This is a genomic window from uncultured Metabacillus sp. (assembly GCF_947503125.1).
Lineage (GTDB): Bacteria > Bacillota > Bacilli > Bacillales > Bacillaceae > Metabacillus.
In genome coordinates, this window is record NZ_CANNCR010000007.1 from 37,409 (window position 1) to 53,044 (window position 15,636).

A 15,636-nucleotide genomic window follows, 5' to 3' on the forward strand; every position below is an offset into this window, starting at 1 on the left:
GATTGAAGTAATCAGTATTTATATTATTGATCTTCCTTTAACCAGCGAGCAACATCTTTTGCAAAGTAAGTAATCACTAGATCCACACCCGCACGCTTCATGCCAACTAGCATTTCCATGACAATTGCTTTTTCATCGACCCAGCCGTTTTGTGCTGCTGCCTTAATCATTGAGTACTCACCGCTAACGTTATAAGCAACAAGCGGTACATTAAAATGATCTTTCATATCACGGATAATGTCTAAATAAGCAAGCGCCGGCTTTACAATTAAAAAGTCTGCCCCTTCTTCTAGATCTGACTGGGCTTCTCTAAAGGCTTCCTCTCGATTTGCAGGGTCCATTTGATAGGTTTTACGGTCACCGAATTGCGGTGTACTTTGTGCGGCATCACGAAATGGTCCATAAAATGCGCTGGCATATTTTACTGCATACGACATAATCGGAATATGCTCAAAACCAGCCTCATCCAAGCCATGACGAATGGCGGCAACAAAACCGTCCATCATATTTGAAGGTGCTATGATATCTGCTCCAGCCTTAGCTTGACTTACAGCAGTGCGTGCCAATAAATCAAGTGTTGGATCATTCAGAATCTGTCCATTTTCAACAATTCCACAGTGTCCATGGTCGGTATATTCACAAAGACAAGTATCTGCAACAACAAGCAGCTCTGGGAAAGCTTCCTTCACCTGTCTTGTTGCTCGTTGAACAATACCGTGGTCATGATATGCCTGGGTACCTGTCTCATCCTTCTGTTCTTGTTCAGGTACTCCAAATAAGATGACCGACTTAATGCCTAACGAAACAACCTCTTCTATTTCTTGATTTAATAAATCTAATGATAAATGAAAAACACCTGGCATCGAAGGGACTTCATTTTTTATATTTTCTCCTTCCACCACAAAAATCGGATAAATAAAATCCTCTACTCTTACATGGTTTTCTCGTAACATCGCCCGCATATTTGCACTTGAGCGCAGGCGGCGATGTCTTGCAAATTGAATGTTCATTTATAAACCCTCCTTACTCATTTCATGCTCAATCATGAGCTTTACCATTGCATCAATTGTATAAGAATGAGGCATAATCCCATTGTAGCCATAATCATTTAACTTATCATTTGTAATTGGACCTATACAAACAAATACAACTTTCCTTAAATTATCTTGCAGTTCTTTTTGATTTAAAACCTTCATAAAGCTGTCAACGGTTGAGGAGCTGGTAAAGGTAATAAAATCTAGTTCATCTTGTTGAAGGTATTTTATCAGTTTTTCTGCTTCATCCATCTTATGTATCGTTTCATAAACAACGAGATCTGTCACAGAAAAACCCTTTTGCTTTAATTCCGTCACAAGTGTAGGACGGGCAAGATTCCCGCGGATTGCCAAAATTCTTGAATGTTCCGGCAAGTTTTTCGATAAACTTTCCGCTAATTTTTCTGCAACAAATTCTTCTGGTATAATGGAAACTCGCAAACCTAGTTTTTCCATTTGTTTACTCGTTTTACTGCCAACTGAAGCGGCAATTAAATGACTTAGGGTCGAATATGAAACATTGAATTTATCTAAATAGCTTTTAAAAAAAGAAACGCCATTCGCACTTGTGAACACAATACAATCGTAGTTTTTCAAATGTAAAATGGTCGTTTTGATCATTTGCTCCTGCTTATCATTTGCTCTAATCTCCAGCAGCGGGGCAGGTATTGCGATCCCGCCTGCCGCTTCAATTTTGTCAATAAATTCTTGGACTTGAGCTTTTGCACGTGTAATTAGTACACGTTTCCCCTGCAATGGAAGGCGATCGGCCATTACTGATCGAGCTCCTCTTTTACCCTGTCGATTAACGCTTTTGCACCTTGCTTTGTTAAAGCAGCTGAAACATTCTCGCCGACTTTTACAGGATCATCTCCAGTTGCCTGCTGTTTATAAATTTCCTTTCCATCCGGAGAAGCTATTAAACCAGTAAACGTAATTTCATCGTTTTCACTTACTGATGCAAAACCAGCGATTGGAACCTGACAGCCGCCCTCCATTTTCGTAAGAAATGTTCTTTCTGCAGTAACAGCTAATCGTGTGGCTTTATCCGTTAAGTTTGCAAGCAGGTCAAGTATTTCATCATCATCTTCACGGCACTCAATAGCTAAAGCACCTTGTCCAACTGCAGGCAAACAAATATCCGGCTCTAAAAATTCTGTAACCACTTCCTTGCTCCAGCCCATTCTTGCTAACCCTGCTGCTGCTAGAATAATGGCATCATATTCTTCTGTTTTAAGCTTTTCAAGGCGTGTATCAATATTTCCTCTTATCCATTTTATTTCTAAGTCTGGACGTTCAATTAACAATTGTGCACTTCTTCTTAAGCTGCTTGTTCCAATGATCGAACCCTTTGGCAGATCTGCCAACTTTTTATGGTCTTTTGAAATTAACACATCCCGATGGTCCTCCCGTTTTGGGACACAGCCGACTGTTAGTCCCTCCGGCAGAACACCTGGCATATCTTTCATACTATGTACCGCCATATCGATTTCGCCAGAGAGCATTGCCTGCTCAATTTCTTTGACGAACAAGCCCTTTCCGCCAACTTTCGATAAGGTAACATCTAGTATCTTATCTCCCTTTGTCACAATTTCTTTAACCTCAAACTCAAAGGGAAGTCCAAATGATTTTAACTGATTAATCACCCAATTGGTTTGGGTTAATGCAAGTTTGCTTCGCCTTGAACCAACAATAATTTTTCGCATATAATCCTCCTAGTACAATCTAATGGTGTCATTAAGAGTCCCAAAAATGAAATCTTGATAAGCTGCCGAATAGAAAAAAATTGATTAATAATACGAGGAATGAAGCAACATTTAATAGTGCGACCGACTTTCCTTGCAATTCTTTGACAATGCGATTATATAAATAAATGCTATACGTCAATAAAACCATGAAAGAACCGAGCACCTTCGCATCATACCAATGAAATTTTTCAATTTTTATATAGGCCCAAATGATGCCTAAAATCAAGCTCAATAACAAGATTGGTACACCAATAACATTTAGTACATACGACATATGATCAAGCTTAGTTAAATCCTCTAGTCGCAAAAGACGTCTTCCCCATTTTTTCTTTTTCAGTAGATTATATTGAATCAAATATAGAATTGAAAAAACAAAGGAAAGGGAAAAAGCCCCATAAGAAAGTATTGCCATTGTGATATGAATCAATAACAATTCAGAAACAAGCTTACTTGAAACCGCTGCCGACTCGTATTGCGCAGGTGCGAAAGTATGTAAAGCCATCATGATAAAGCCGATTACATTTGTAAAAAAAATGATAAACTCTGCTCGTAAAAATTTGTTAATTACTACTGAGAGAGTAACCAACACCCATGTGTAAAAATACAGTCCTTCAAATACATTCAGTACCGGGAATCTTCCAGTTTCAATCATCCGGGAAAATAAAAAAATTGTTTGTAAAAGCCAAACAATAGAAAGTAACCAGAAGGCAACTTGGTTCGCCTTCCGGTTATGGTTAAGAAAATCTATAAAATATAAAAGCACGCAAAATGCATAAAGGATAATCGTTATTTCGTTAAGTCTAGTTAAACTCATCTCCATATATAAAGGTCCTCTCACTTACGATTGAAGTGAAGCACGATATTCTGAAAGCTGCTCATTTGAAAGCAATGATCGTTTTTCCGCTCTCTCTTTTTGCACTAGATCTTCAACAGCATCTTCAATGTTAAAGATTTTCATAAATAGATCTAACGATTCTTCAGCATTCGGTTCAGCTGAAAGCTCTTTCACTTTTACAATAGGATCTCTTAACAATTGATTGATGATGCTTTTCGTATGCTTGCTAAGCAGCTTTCTTTCCCGCTCTGTTAAATTAGGCATTTTCCGCTCAATGCTTTGCATTGTTTCTGCTTGAATGGATAATGCTTTTTGACGAAGAGCTGAAATAACCGGAACAACTCCTAAGGTATTAATCCATTGTTTAAATTGAACAATTTCCCCTTCAAGCATTAGTTCAATTTTCTCAGCAGCGATTTTTCGTTCCTGCAGATTTGCCTCAACAATTCCCTGTAAATCATCAATATCATATAGGAAAACACCGTCTAATTCTTCAAGCTTTGGATCCAAGTCACGAGGCACTGCAATATCCACCATGAATAATGGACGGCCTTTTCTTAATCTTTCAACATTAGCCATCATATCTTTTGTAATCACAAAATCCTTAGCACCAGTCGAACTGATAAGAATATCCGCTTCAACTAAGCCACATTGCAATTCATTGATCGCTTTCGCTTTTCCATTAAAGCGACTGGCGAGCTCTTGTGCTTTTTTAAGCGTTCTATTCATGACCGTGACTTCCCCTACACCGCTTCCATGAAGATTTTGCACGGCAAGTTCGCCCATTTTCCCGGCCCCTAAAATAAGCACATGCTTATGTTTTAAGTCGCCAAATATTTTCTTCGCTAATTCAACAGCCGCATAACTAACTGATACTGCATTAGCCCCGATATCTGTTTCTGAGTGGGACCGTTTTGCCAGTGTTATTACCTGTTTAAATAACTGATTAAAGATTGTGCCTATAGTTTGCTGTTCTTGAGCTAGCAAAAAGCTTGTTCGTACCTGCCCTAAGATTTGCGTTTCCCCTAGAATCATTGAATCTAATCCGCACGCAACTCTATATAAATGCTCTAATGCACCATCATGTTCATAGATCATTAAATACGGTGAAATCTCTTCTTTATCTAAGCCGAACCATTCTGCAAGAAACGCCTTAATATAATAACGTCCAGTGTGAAGCTGGTCGACAACCGCATAGATCTCTGTACGATTACATGTAGACACAATGACATTTTCCAGTATGCTTTTTTGGTCTTTTAACTGTTTCATCGCATCTTCAAGCTCGTTCGGTTGGAATGAAAGCTTTTCGCGAATTTCAACAGGGGCTGTTTTATAGTTTAAGCCGACAACTAGTATATGCATTTTTTCCTTTACACCCCCACATGCAAAGTTCCCTTTAAGTATAGTATATCATCCCTAATTTCAATCTCGTTTCATAAAATGTGAACAGTTTTGAAACTCTATGGTATGATAAATAAGATTTATAAATTGTACAATTTTTCAGTTGACTTGTAAATTTATCAGTCATAAAATCTGACATAGATTTTACACGATTTGACAAGATTCACATACTCTCCACTCTGTACAATAACAAATATTAAGCTGCTAATCAAGTTATCGGTTTGAAAGAACCCTTTACTTTCTTTTCATTAAAGCATTTATCAAGATATTATTATGTTATGAGGTGTTCCTTTGAAAAAACTATCTTTATTACCTGGAATAATCTTACTAGGGATAGGCATTTTTTATTCTCTCCAAAAATTAAATATTCAATTATTCGAAAATCAAAAAAGTTGGCAAGGATTGCTCATTCTTTTAGGTGCAGCATTCTTAATAAGCGGACATTTCGAAAAGGACAATACGGCCATTCTTCCAGGCATCCTCTTATTTGGTCTTGGAATTCACTTTATTTATCAGCCAAAGCTGCCGACATGGCCAGATCATCCAGCTGCATTTTTATTTATTTTATCGATTGGAATGCTGCTTACAGCAGCGCGAACAAAATCAGGCTATGCAACCGGGATGCTGCTGCTAGCAATCGGATTATTTCTACACTTCTTTCAAACCATTATCCAATCATTTTCTATTGTTGAAAATGGGGCAGAGCTTATCGAGAGCTATTGGCCATTTTTAATGATTTTAATAGGTAGTCTCTTATTGTTTGTTAAAAGGAGAAAATAATTCTCTAAAGCAAAAGGGTCCCTAACAAACACAAAATCGTGTTTGTTGGGGACCCTTTTATGCGATATAATCTCCAATCAATTTCCAAGCTTCCTCTTTCCCTTGGCCGGTTTCAGATGAAAATAATACAAATGAATCTGATTTTTCCATATTTAAGGTATCCTTAATAACCTTTACATGCTTCTGCCATTTGCTTTTAGGAATTTTGTCCGCTTTTGTAGCGACAATCATGGTCGGAATTTCATAGTGCTTTAGAAATTCGTACATTAACACATCATCGTTTGTAGGAGGATGACGCACATCGATTAACAATACAACTGCCCTAAGCTGCTTGCGGGTGGTGATATACGTCTCAATCATTCTTCCCCAAGCCTCACGTTCTTTTTTGCTAACCTTTGCATATCCATAACCTGGTACATCAACAAAATGCAGAATCTCATTAATGAGATAAAAGTTTAAAGTTTGTGTCTTCCCAGGCTTTGAAGATGTGCGTGCAAGGTTCTTTCTTGCAAGCATCTTATTGATAAACGATGATTTTCCTACATTTGATCGACCTGCAAGAGCAATCTCTGGGAGATCTCCTTCGGGATATTGATCCGGCTTTACTGCACTTATAACGATTTCAGAACTAGTTACTTTCATTGCTTCTCCCCTGCTAATGCATGTTTTAAAACTTCATCAAGATGTGACACAAGCACAAAGTTAAGCTCCTTACGGACACTTTCAGGAATATCATCTAAGTCCTTTTCATTTTCCTTAGGTACAATGACTTTCGTTAAGCCTGCACGATGGGCACTAAGTGATTTTTCTTTTAAGCCGCCAATTGGCAAAACTCTTCCCCTTAATGTAATTTCACCTGTCATACCAACCTCTTTACGTACTGGTCTCCCAGTTAATGCTGAGATTAATGCAGTAGCCATTGTAATTCCAGCTGACGGACCGTCTTTTGGAACAGCACCTTCTGGTACGTGAATATGAATATCATTCTTCTCATGAAAGTCTTGATCAATCTGAAGCTCTTGTGCCCTAGAGCGAATATACGAAAAGGCTGCCTGTGCAGATTCCTTCATCACGTCTCCAAGCTTTCCTGTCAAAATCAGCTTTCCTTTTCCTGGTGCAACCGATACCTCAATTGATAACGTATCTCCGCCAACAGTAGTATAAGCTAATCCTGTTGCAACACCGATTTGATCCTCAAATTCAGCTTGACCATATCTAAAGCGATGTTTACCAAGATAATCTTCAAGATTTTTATCTGTGATGATAATTTTTTTACGCTCTTCTTTCACAATAAGCTTTGCAGCTTTTCGACAAACAGTAGCCAATTGACGCTCTAGCCCACGCACACCTGCTTCTCTCGTATAATAACGGATAATGCTTTGAATTCCGTCGTCACGTATTTGTAAATGTGATTTTTTAAGACCATGTTCTTTTAATTGCTTTGGCAATAAATGGTCTTTTGCAATATGCACCTTTTCCAGTTCTGTATAACCGGCGATATTAATAATTTCCATACGATCACGCAGCGGGCCTGGAATGGTAGCCAGATTGTTTGCCGTTGCAATAAACATAACCTTTGATAAATCATATGTCTCTTCAATATAGTGATCACTGAAGCTATGGTTTTGCTCGGGATCTAATACTTCAAGCAATGCCGCTGAAGGGTCGCCTCTAAAGTCGCTGGACATTTTATCAATTTCATCTAATAAAAAGACTGGATTAATCGTGCCAGCTTTTTTCATTCCTTGAATAATTCGTCCAGGCATTGCTCCGACATATGTTCGGCGGTGACCGCGAATTTCAGATTCGTCTCTAACACCGCCAAGTGAGATGCGGACGAAATGACGGTTTAATGATTTTGCTACAGATCGTGCCAGTGATGTTTTCCCCACTCCTGGAGGGCCTGCTAAACATAAGATCGGTCCTTTTAACGAGTTGGTTAGTTGTTGCACTGCAAGGTACTCTAAAACACGCTCTTTTACCTTCTCAAGACCATAATGATCCTCATTGAGAATTTCTTCAGCTATGTTAATATCTAAACGGTCTTCCGTTGCTGTTGTCCATGGTAATGAAAGTAGCCATTCAATATAATTACGTATTACAGCACTTTCTGCTGAGCTTGAAGGAACCTTTTCATACCGATCCAATTCTTTTAAGGCAACGACTTTAATATTCTCAGGCATACCTGCTTTTTCAATCCGTTCAGAGATGGAAGATACCTCCCCACCCTTGCCTTCCTTTTCACCAAGCTCTTTTTGAATAGCCTTCATTTGCTCACGAAGATAATATTCCTTTTGAGTTCTTTCCATCGAACGCTTTACACGTTGTCCGATTTTTTTCTCAAGCTGCAGGACTTCTTTCTCGTTATGGAGAATCGAGATGACTTTATTTAGTCTTTCTTTTACATCAAGTGTTTCAAGTACCTCTTGCTTTTCTTTGAGCTTTAAAGGCAAGTGAGAAGCGATAATATCCGCCATTCTTCCAGGCTCATTAATATCTGTTACCGTAGCATATGTTTCAGCTGAAATTTTCTTTGCAAGCTTTATGTATTGCTCAAAATATTCTAGCATCGTTCTCATTAACGCTTCTTCTTCAACACTTTTTTCCTCAGGATCCTTATAGACAGCAACTTCTACTGAATAATAATCGTCTTCTTCAAGAAAGCGTTGAATTTCCCCACGCTCGATTCCTTCTACAAGTACCCGGATGGTACCATTCGGTAACTTTAACATTTGCTTGATTTTAGTTAATGTACCAATTTCATAAATATCTTCTTTTTGCGGCTCATCTATGGCAACTTCTTTTTGTGTCGTTAAAAAAATGATATGATCATCCATCATGGCTTTTTCTAACGCCTGAACAGATTTATCTCTCCCTACATCAAGGTGTAGTACCATTGTTGGATATACTAACAAGCCTCGTAGCGGTAGGAGGGGGACGATTTGAGTATTTGCTTTCGCCATGCGCTTATACCTCCATGACATAATAATAAGTTCTTGTACAATTCTATCCTATTCTCTTTTAAGTGTCTATTTGTAACCACTACACTCATTTAGGTAGTATACCCCATTCACTAACAGATAAAAAGTGAGAGTTGGTCGAAATAGGAGCAAATTATTCGAGACTGTCCCCTATTTCGTAAAGAAGGGGTCAGTCCCCTAAAAAGTTTTATACTAATTACTTAGTAATAAACTCTCTAGAGGACTGACCCCGGTATTAAAGCTTCATACCGATTCCTGATGAGGAAATGCTTGTGTGTTTTTTTGCAGCAAAGGGCTGGTTCTTTCTGTTGGTGGATTGACAAGGGCTATGTCAAAGACTTCTTGTAAGTGTGTTACGGGTACAATATTTATGTCATCAATATCTTTTAAAATTGATTGCATGTTTTCTTTTGGAATGATCACTGTTTTTGCTCCGGCTTTTTTTGCCGCTTTGATTTTCGGAATGACCCCTCCAATTGGTTTGACATACCCGTGGATACTAATTTCTCCTGTCATGGCAACCGTATGATCAATTGAGATTTTATGAATCGCAGAAAAGATTCCTGTTGCCATCGCTATTCCTGCCGATGGTCCATCAATTGGCGTGCCGCCTGGGAAATTTACATGGATATCATAATCACCTGCATGAATTCCCATAGACCTAAGAACAGTTATGACATTTTCAATTGAACCTTTTGCCATACTTTTCCTTCTAATTGATTTTGAACGATCCCCAATGCTTTCTTCTTCAACAATTCCGGTAATATTGATGGAACCCTTATCTTTCTCTGCTGGAATAACGGTTACTTCTATTTCTAATAGAGCTCCTGTATTTGGGCCATATACAGCTAATCCATTCACTAAACCTACCATAGCCTTGTTATTAATCTTTTTCTCATGTCTTGGTGTTAATTGGCTTGAATGGATTACCCATTCAATGTCTTCAACAGTTATTTCATTTCGATCCTCTGACATCGCCATCCCTGTAGCGATTTGCATTAAATTGACTACCTCACGGCCATTGCGGACATATGAGGTTAGCATATCTATTCCTTCATCATTCACAATCATATTTACCTTATCCGCTGCTTTTCTCGCAACTATGGCAAGTTCATCCTGTTCAAGCTCCCTGAAGAAAACTTCTAAACATCTCGAGCGAATAGCTGGCGGAATCTCGTTAGGTGTTCTCGTTGTTGCACCAATTAAGCGAAAATCAGCCGGCAAACCATTTTTAAAGATATCGTGAATATGGTTTGGTATTTGTGTATTTTCTTCATTATAATAAGCGCTTTCCAAAAATACTTTACGATCCTCTAACACTTTTAATAGCTTATTCATTTGAATAGGATGAAGTTCACCAATTTCATCTATAAACAGAACTCCCCCATGTGCATGGGAAACCGCTCCTTGCTTCGGCTGAGGGATTCCTGCTTGCCCCATAGCCCCTGCTCCCTGATAAATGGGGTCATGAACAGAGCCGATAAGAGGATCAGCAATTCCTCTTTCATCAAACCTAGCCGTTGTTGCATCCAATTCAACAAAAACAGCATTATCCTTAAATGGTGATCTCACATTCCGTTTTGCTTCCTCTAATACAAGTCTTGCAGCAGCTGTTTTTCCGACACCAGGCGGTCCATAAATAATGACATGCTGAGGATTTGAACCACAAAGCGCTGCCCGCAAAGAGCGAATTCCATCTTCTTGTCCCACAATATCCTGGAAACTCTTTGGTCTTACTTTTTCAGCTAACGGTTCTGTTAAACGAATCGCCCTCATTTTTCTTAATTGTTCCATTTCTTTTTTTGATTCACGATCTATTGAGATTTTTTGCGTTCTTTGACTTTTTAACAAATTCCAAAAGTACATCCCGATGATAATTCCAAAAAACAGCTGAATAAACAAAGCGATACTTGTCCAACTCATTGTAGTCCCTCCTGCTAAGGTGTCTTGATTACCGCTACTTGTTGTGCAAAAATAACCGAATTTCTAAATCAAGAAACTTTTCGGTCATACCTATCTCGTCCTTTTTCGTCCATTTGTAAGTGAGTTTTTTAAAGATGAACAAAATTGTTATGTAATTAACTGGGTTCTACTCACTTAAAGCTGACAAAAGGCAAGCCTCTGCTTGCCAATATCCAGGCAAAAATATTCGATTGATCTTTATAGTATGGAGCGGTTATTTATAGCTAGTATCTCCGAGGTTTAGCAGGAATAAACATGTTAAAATTAAGAAAAGCACAAGGCGCTTTGCTCAGCCTAGGGCAAATAAAACACTTATGAATAGAACGTTCTTTGCTTCAGTTCATGAGGGGCTAGGCGCTGGACAACTAAGATAAAATTTTATACTTTACCTTTTTAAAAAGGAAGCTGATTTAAGCTCAGCTTCCTTTTTGGTGTGAATACACTTTTTATGCAGATGTTTTTTTATCTTCTTGAATAACTGTTCCATCATTTAAGATAAGTTTTGGCGGGGTATTGCCAGTAACTGTTTCAGCAGTAATGATTGTTTTCACAATATCTTCACGTGATGGAAGATCAAACATCATATCGAGCATAATTCCTTCAATAATAGAACGCAGGCCACGAGCACCAGTTTTTCGTTCAATTGCTTTTTTCGCAATTTCAATGAGGGCTCCTTCTTCAAACTCAAGTTCAACGCCATCAAGATCTAACATCTTTTGATATTGTTTAACCAGAGCGTTTTTCGGTTTTGTTAAAATTTCAACTAAGGCGTCCTCATCAAGTGGTTCTAGGCTTGCAATAACCGGTAAACGGCCAATAAACTCTGGGATTAAACCAAATTTCAGTAAATCTTCGGGCAGTACCTGTGAAAGCAACGCTTTTTTATCGAGATCAGCATTTTTATTTTCTGAGCCAAAGCCAATCACTTTTTTACCAAGACGGCGCTTGATAATTTGTTCAATTCCGTCAAACGCACCACCGCAAATAAAAAGAATATTGGTTGTATCAATTTGGATAAATTCCTGATGTGGATGCTTTCTTCCACCCTGTGGAGGAACACTTGCTACCGTACCCTCAAGAATTTTTAGCAATGCTTGCTGAACACCTTCACCTGAAACATCACGTGTGATGGATGGGTTCTCAGATTTGCGAGCTACCTTATCGATTTCATCAATATAGATAATTCCTTTTTCTGCTTTTTCAACATCATAGTCTGCAGCTTGAATAAGCTTTAATAAAATGTTTTCAACATCTTCCCCAACATATCCAGCCTCTGTTAATGAAGTTGCATCAGCAATCGCAAAAGGTACATTTAAAATGCGTGCCAAAGTTTGTGCAAGCAGTGTTTTACCACTTCCAGTAGGACCAATCATCGCAATATTACTTTTAGAAAGCTCAACATCATCAATCTTACTGTTTGAATTAATTCGCTTGTAGTGGTTATATACAGCAACAGCTAAGGATTTCTTAGCCTGGTCTTGACCGATTACATACTCATCTAATATTTCATTAATTTCTCTTGGTTTTGGAACATCTTTAAATTCAACTTCTTCTTCAGTTCCAAGCTCTTCCTCAACAATCTCAGTGCAAAGCTCAATACACTCATCACATATATAAACTCCAGGTCCAGCAACCAGCTTGCGAACCTGATCTTGAGTTTTACCGCAAAATGAACATTTTAACTGTCCTTTTTCGTCGTTAAATTTAAACATTGTTTCACCCCTTGTATCTTTATCTCACTCTAATGATTCTGCCCCACCCCAATAAAAAGCTTTCTATTTCAAGTATAATCAGGTCATTGTAGGTAGGTTGTTCTTCCTTACACATATGTAAAGAAATTAATTGTAAAAACAGGTGTATGTATTGCATTTTACCATAAGTTATAGGTAAACAGGTAATGATACTACTTCAACTTTAAAAAAGGTTATAAAATTTAATGGAATATATTCTAACTATTCCCCAACTAATTAACCCTTCATATAGCTTTGAAAACATTTTATTACTTCATGTGTATGTATGTATTGGCTTTCTTATATCATTCCCAAAGGAATATAAATAAAACATGATTGTATAAAACAAGGCACGATCCAATCGCGCCTTGTTCTTTAATTATTATTATGCAACAACTTTGCTATTTTCCACAAGAAAATCGATCGCTTTACGAACTTTTAAGTCTTCTTTTAGACCTTCAGCTGATCCGCCTAATGCTTGTTTAATGCTTTCAACAGGCATGTTGTACATTTCAGCCATTTTTGTTAGTTCTGCTTCAACATCTTCATCAGAAACTTGAATATTTTCAGCTTTAGCAATTGCTTCAAGTGTTAAGTTGTATTTTACGCGCTTCTCTGCATCTTCACTCATTTGAGCTTTTAATGCTTCTTCATCTTGACCTGAGAATTGGAAGTAAAGATCAAGATTCATACCTTGCATTTGAAGACGTTGCTCAAATTCCTGCATCATGCGGGAAATTTCATTTTCAATTAAAGCATTAGGAATGTCAACTTCCACACCTTCTGCTGCTTTCTCAATTAATGTGTCACGTAATTTATTTTCTGATTCAGTCTTTTTTGCTTCTTCAAGACGAGTTCTTGTTTGAGCTTTTAGCTCTTCAAGTGTTTCAACTTCATCGTTAACATCTTTAGCAAATTCATCATCTAAAGCTGGAAGCTGTTTTGATTTGATTTCATGAACTTTCACTTTGAAAACAGCTGGTTTACCGGCAAGGTTTTCTGCGTGATACTCTTCTGGGAATGTCACTTCAACATCCTTTTCAGCTCCTGCTTCTAAACCGATAAGCTGATCTTCAAAGCCTGGGATGAAAGAACCTGAACCAATTTCTAATGAATAGTTTTCAGCAGCTCCGCCTTCAAAAGCTTCTCCATCAACATAGCCATCGAAGTCGATAACAGCAGTATCGCCGTTTTCAATAGCACCTTCTTCTTTTACAACAAGCTCAGCATGGCGTTCTTGAAGTTGTTTTAGTTCATTTTCAACATCTTCATCTGTAACAGTATCGTCTAATTTTTCAACTTCTAGACCTTTATATTCACCTAATTTTACTTCAGGCTTAACAGTAACTTTTGCAGTGAAGATTAAGCTCTTACCTTTTTCAATTTGTTCAACATCAATTTCAGGACGATCAACTGGCTCAATTCCAGCTTCGTCAACTGCATTTGGATATGCTGTAGGAAGAATGATATCTAATGCATCTTGATATAGAGATTCAACGCCAAAGCGCTGCTCGAACATTCCGCGTGGAACCTTCCCTTTACGGAAACCAGGAATAGAAACCTGTTTAACCACCTTTTTAAATGCTTCATCAAGTGCTTTAGTGAATTCCTCAGCTGGAACTTCAACCGTTAGAACGCCATCGTTCCCCTCTAATTTTTCCCATTTTACTGACATATGTTGTTCCCTCCAAAAATCTATAATGATGTGCGAATAAGTGATAAGTTTATCGATGTGGCTGCTTGTCCAGTTTTAACAATCATCCACATCGATATACCTGTTTATGTACGGTATTAATAACCGATTGATAACCTTGCTAAAGGATTTCGCATTATTGAAACTTCCACTCGTGAGAATCTCCTCATCCCAGGCATTGTTAGTTTCACTTACCTCAGTTCATACTGTCATTAACTCGCTAGACAGGTTAGAACGGGATAAAAAAGAAGGCTCATTTTGCCAACAATAAAATGACCTTACTACGATGATCACTATTTTGCAACCATTTTATTATAACATAGAAAAGATTCCTTTCAACATATAGCCTCATATTTGCATATAAGAAATTTCTTCTATTTGATAAATTTTTTTACATGCTTCATGTAATGAGGACATTGAAAGGTTATATAAGTCCTTTATCTCTTCAGGATCCAGTGTGATTCCATGCATTTCATACCCGACCATATGCAATGCTGCTGCCCATACATTAGCATCTGTCGGCTTAGGAAGCAAAGGAAAAAGAACATATAAATGACGAATCCAAAGCTCCTTTACCGCCTCAAAAAGGGTTGGATTTTCATTACCAAGTGTATCATCTAAAATCGTTAGCACTTTTTTTGTAAACGGCAAATCAGATAGATCATCAAGCTGTGCAGGTATAACGGTTACTGTTTCCCCGAATTTATAAACCGTTACTTCCTTTTCAACTTCATTTTCAATCATTAAGTGCAGGATCATTGATTTAATCATAGGATGACTATTCGGATTTTCTAATAGCAACTTAAGCGAAGAAAAATGCTTGCTTAAATTTCGATCTCGTAATGATTGGATATAAGCCATTTGCTTATTTGTATTTTCTAAGATGTCTTCAATATATAATGGCTGCTCCTCATCATCCGATTCCATGATATCCTCATCATTTTGTGTCATCTTCCGGCTAAATTCTAACAATTTATAAAAATGCTCAGCACTTTCTGCAGGAAGTTGATTCTCCTCTAACACCGCTTCAATTGTCGTTTGAACCTCTCTGTATTCCCGAAGCTGAATCAAAATCGTTAAATAAATTTGCAAAACTGTAAAGTAGTGGCCGATATCTTCCAGAAGCATTTTTTTGCATATTTCCTTTGCCTCTGCAAGCTCACCCAGTTCCATAAAACATATGGCCATCCCTAAGTGAAGCTCAGCCTTATCTTCTTTTAATTTTTTTGCTTCAGAAAACATATTTAGAGCTTCATGATATTTTTTCTCTTTTAATAAATCCATTCCCTTTTCAATATAACGGTCCTTTAAATTAGGAAAGGGAATAACTTTTGAGCGCTTTTTCTTTTCCATTATGTTGGTCAACTCCAGCAACCTTTCTTTGTTTTCAAGTTTATCAATCCAACTCTTGGAAAACAAGCAGTTCCTTTCTAAGTAGTAAAAAAAGCGCAAGGCGCCTGCCTATCGGCGAC

At 37.8% G+C, this 15,636-nt stretch carries 12 protein-coding genes; 1 reads left to right on the plus strand and 11 read right to left on the minus strand.

Going from position 1 to position 15,636, the window contains the following annotated elements:
- Window positions 1-23: 23 nt before the first annotated feature.
- Genes hemB through hemA form a run of 5 tightly spaced genes read right to left on the minus strand, consistent with a single transcriptional unit; the run spans window position 24 to window position 4,979 of the window.
- Window positions 24-1,010 (minus strand): porphobilinogen synthase, encoded by a 987-nt coding sequence (gene hemB / locus Q1B07_RS07425; protein WP_299091751.1) that lies wholly within the window; start codon window positions 1,008-1,010, stop codon window positions 24-26.
- On the minus strand, window positions 1,011-1,808 hold the full coding sequence (locus Q1B07_RS07430; protein ID WP_299091752.1) for a uroporphyrinogen-III synthase: 798 nt from the start codon (window positions 1,806-1,808) through the stop codon (window positions 1,011-1,013).
- Window positions 1,808-2,740 carry a hydroxymethylbilane synthase gene (gene hemC, locus Q1B07_RS07435; RefSeq protein ID WP_299091754.1) on the minus strand — a complete coding sequence of 311 codons (933 nt, stop codon included), beginning with the start codon at window positions 2,738-2,740 and terminating at the stop codon, window positions 1,808-1,810. Before hemC ends, Q1B07_RS07430 begins: the two co-directional genes overlap by 1 nt.
- Before the next feature lie 31 nt (window positions 2,741-2,771).
- Window positions 2,772-3,602: an inner membrane protein YpjD gene (locus Q1B07_RS07440; RefSeq protein WP_299091757.1), complete on the minus strand. Its 831-nt coding sequence runs from the start codon at window positions 3,600-3,602 to the stop codon at window positions 2,772-2,774.
- 18 nt (window positions 3,603-3,620) lie between these two features.
- Window positions 3,621-4,979 carry a glutamyl-tRNA reductase gene (gene hemA, locus Q1B07_RS07445; protein WP_299091761.1) on the minus strand — a complete coding sequence of 453 codons (1,359 nt, stop codon included), beginning with the start codon at window positions 4,977-4,979 and terminating at the stop codon, window positions 3,621-3,623.
- Between the two features lie 330 nt (window positions 4,980-5,309).
- On the opposite strand from hemA, the gene Q1B07_RS07450 reads away from it, so the two are divergent.
- Window positions 5,310-5,798, plus strand: coding sequence for a DUF5668 domain-containing protein (locus tag Q1B07_RS07450; protein ID WP_299091765.1), 489 nt, complete (start codon window positions 5,310-5,312; stop codon window positions 5,796-5,798).
- A gap of 57 nt (window positions 5,799-5,855) precedes the next feature.
- Here Q1B07_RS07450 and yihA read toward each other — a convergent pair whose 3' ends face one another.
- From yihA to Q1B07_RS07480, 6 genes are all read right to left on the minus strand, one after another.
- The gene (yihA, locus tag Q1B07_RS07455) at window positions 5,856-6,440 is read right to left on the minus strand and encodes a ribosome biogenesis GTP-binding protein YihA/YsxC (protein WP_299091769.1); all 585 of its coding nucleotides are present in this window, start codon (window positions 6,438-6,440) and stop codon (window positions 5,856-5,858) included.
- Window positions 6,437-8,761 (minus strand): endopeptidase La, encoded by a 2,325-nt coding sequence (lon, locus tag Q1B07_RS07460; RefSeq protein ID WP_299091772.1) that lies wholly within the window; start codon window positions 8,759-8,761, stop codon window positions 6,437-6,439. The genes yihA and lon overlap by 4 nt, the downstream gene beginning before the upstream one ends.
- A 261-nt stretch (window positions 8,762-9,022) precedes the next feature.
- The gene (gene lonB / locus Q1B07_RS07465; protein ID WP_299091775.1) at window positions 9,023-10,702 is read right to left on the minus strand and encodes an ATP-dependent protease LonB; all 1,680 of its coding nucleotides are present in this window, start codon (window positions 10,700-10,702) and stop codon (window positions 9,023-9,025) included.
- Window positions 10,703-11,187: 485 nt separating this feature from the next.
- A complete protein-coding gene (gene clpX, locus Q1B07_RS07470; protein WP_299091778.1) occupies window positions 11,188-12,453 on the minus strand; it encodes an ATP-dependent protease ATP-binding subunit ClpX in 1,266 nt (421 codons plus the stop codon).
- Window positions 12,454-12,856: 403 nt separating this feature from the next.
- Window positions 12,857-14,146, minus strand: coding sequence for a trigger factor (gene tig / locus Q1B07_RS07475; protein WP_299091779.1), 1,290 nt, complete (start codon window positions 14,144-14,146; stop codon window positions 12,857-12,859).
- A gap of 366 nt (window positions 14,147-14,512) precedes the next feature.
- Window positions 14,513-15,520, minus strand: coding sequence for a tetratricopeptide repeat protein (locus Q1B07_RS07480; protein ID WP_299091796.1), 1,008 nt, complete (start codon window positions 15,518-15,520; stop codon window positions 14,513-14,515).
- Between the last annotated feature and the right edge of the window lie 116 nt (window positions 15,521-15,636).

Bases quoted from the DNA above. Each gene is read 5' to 3' on its own strand.
- hemB (WP_299091751.1), bottom strand. From the start codon at position 1,010: ATGAACATTCAATTTGCAAGACATCGCCGCCTGCGCTCAAGTGCAAAT.
- hemC (WP_299091754.1), bottom strand. From the start codon at position 2,740: ATGCGAAAAATTATTGTTGGTTCAAGGCGAAGCAAACTTGCATTAACC.
- hemA (WP_299091761.1), bottom strand. From the start codon at position 4,979: ATGCATATACTAGTTGTCGGCTTAAACTATAAAACAGCCCCTGTTGAA.
- Q1B07_RS07440 (WP_299091757.1), bottom strand. From the start codon at position 3,602: ATGGAGATGAGTTTAACTAGACTTAACGAAATAACGATTATCCTTTAT.
- Q1B07_RS07430 (WP_299091752.1), bottom strand. From the start codon at position 1,808: ATGGCCGATCGCCTTCCATTGCAGGGGAAACGTGTACTAATTACACGT.
- lon (WP_299091772.1), bottom strand. From the start codon at position 8,761: ATGGCGAAAGCAAATACTCAAATCGTCCCCCTCCTACCGCTACGAGGC.
- lonB (WP_299091775.1), bottom strand. From the start codon at position 10,702: ATGAGTTGGACAAGTATCGCTTTGTTTATTCAGCTGTTTTTTGGAATT.
- clpX (WP_299091778.1), bottom strand. From the start codon at position 12,453: ATGTTTAAATTTAACGACGAAAAAGGACAGTTAAAATGTTCATTTTGC.
- yihA (WP_299091769.1), bottom strand. From the start codon at position 6,440: ATGAAAGTAACTAGTTCTGAAATCGTTATAAGTGCAGTAAAGCCGGAT.
- tig (WP_299091779.1), bottom strand. From the start codon at position 14,146: ATGTCAGTAAAATGGGAAAAATTAGAGGGGAACGATGGCGTTCTAACG.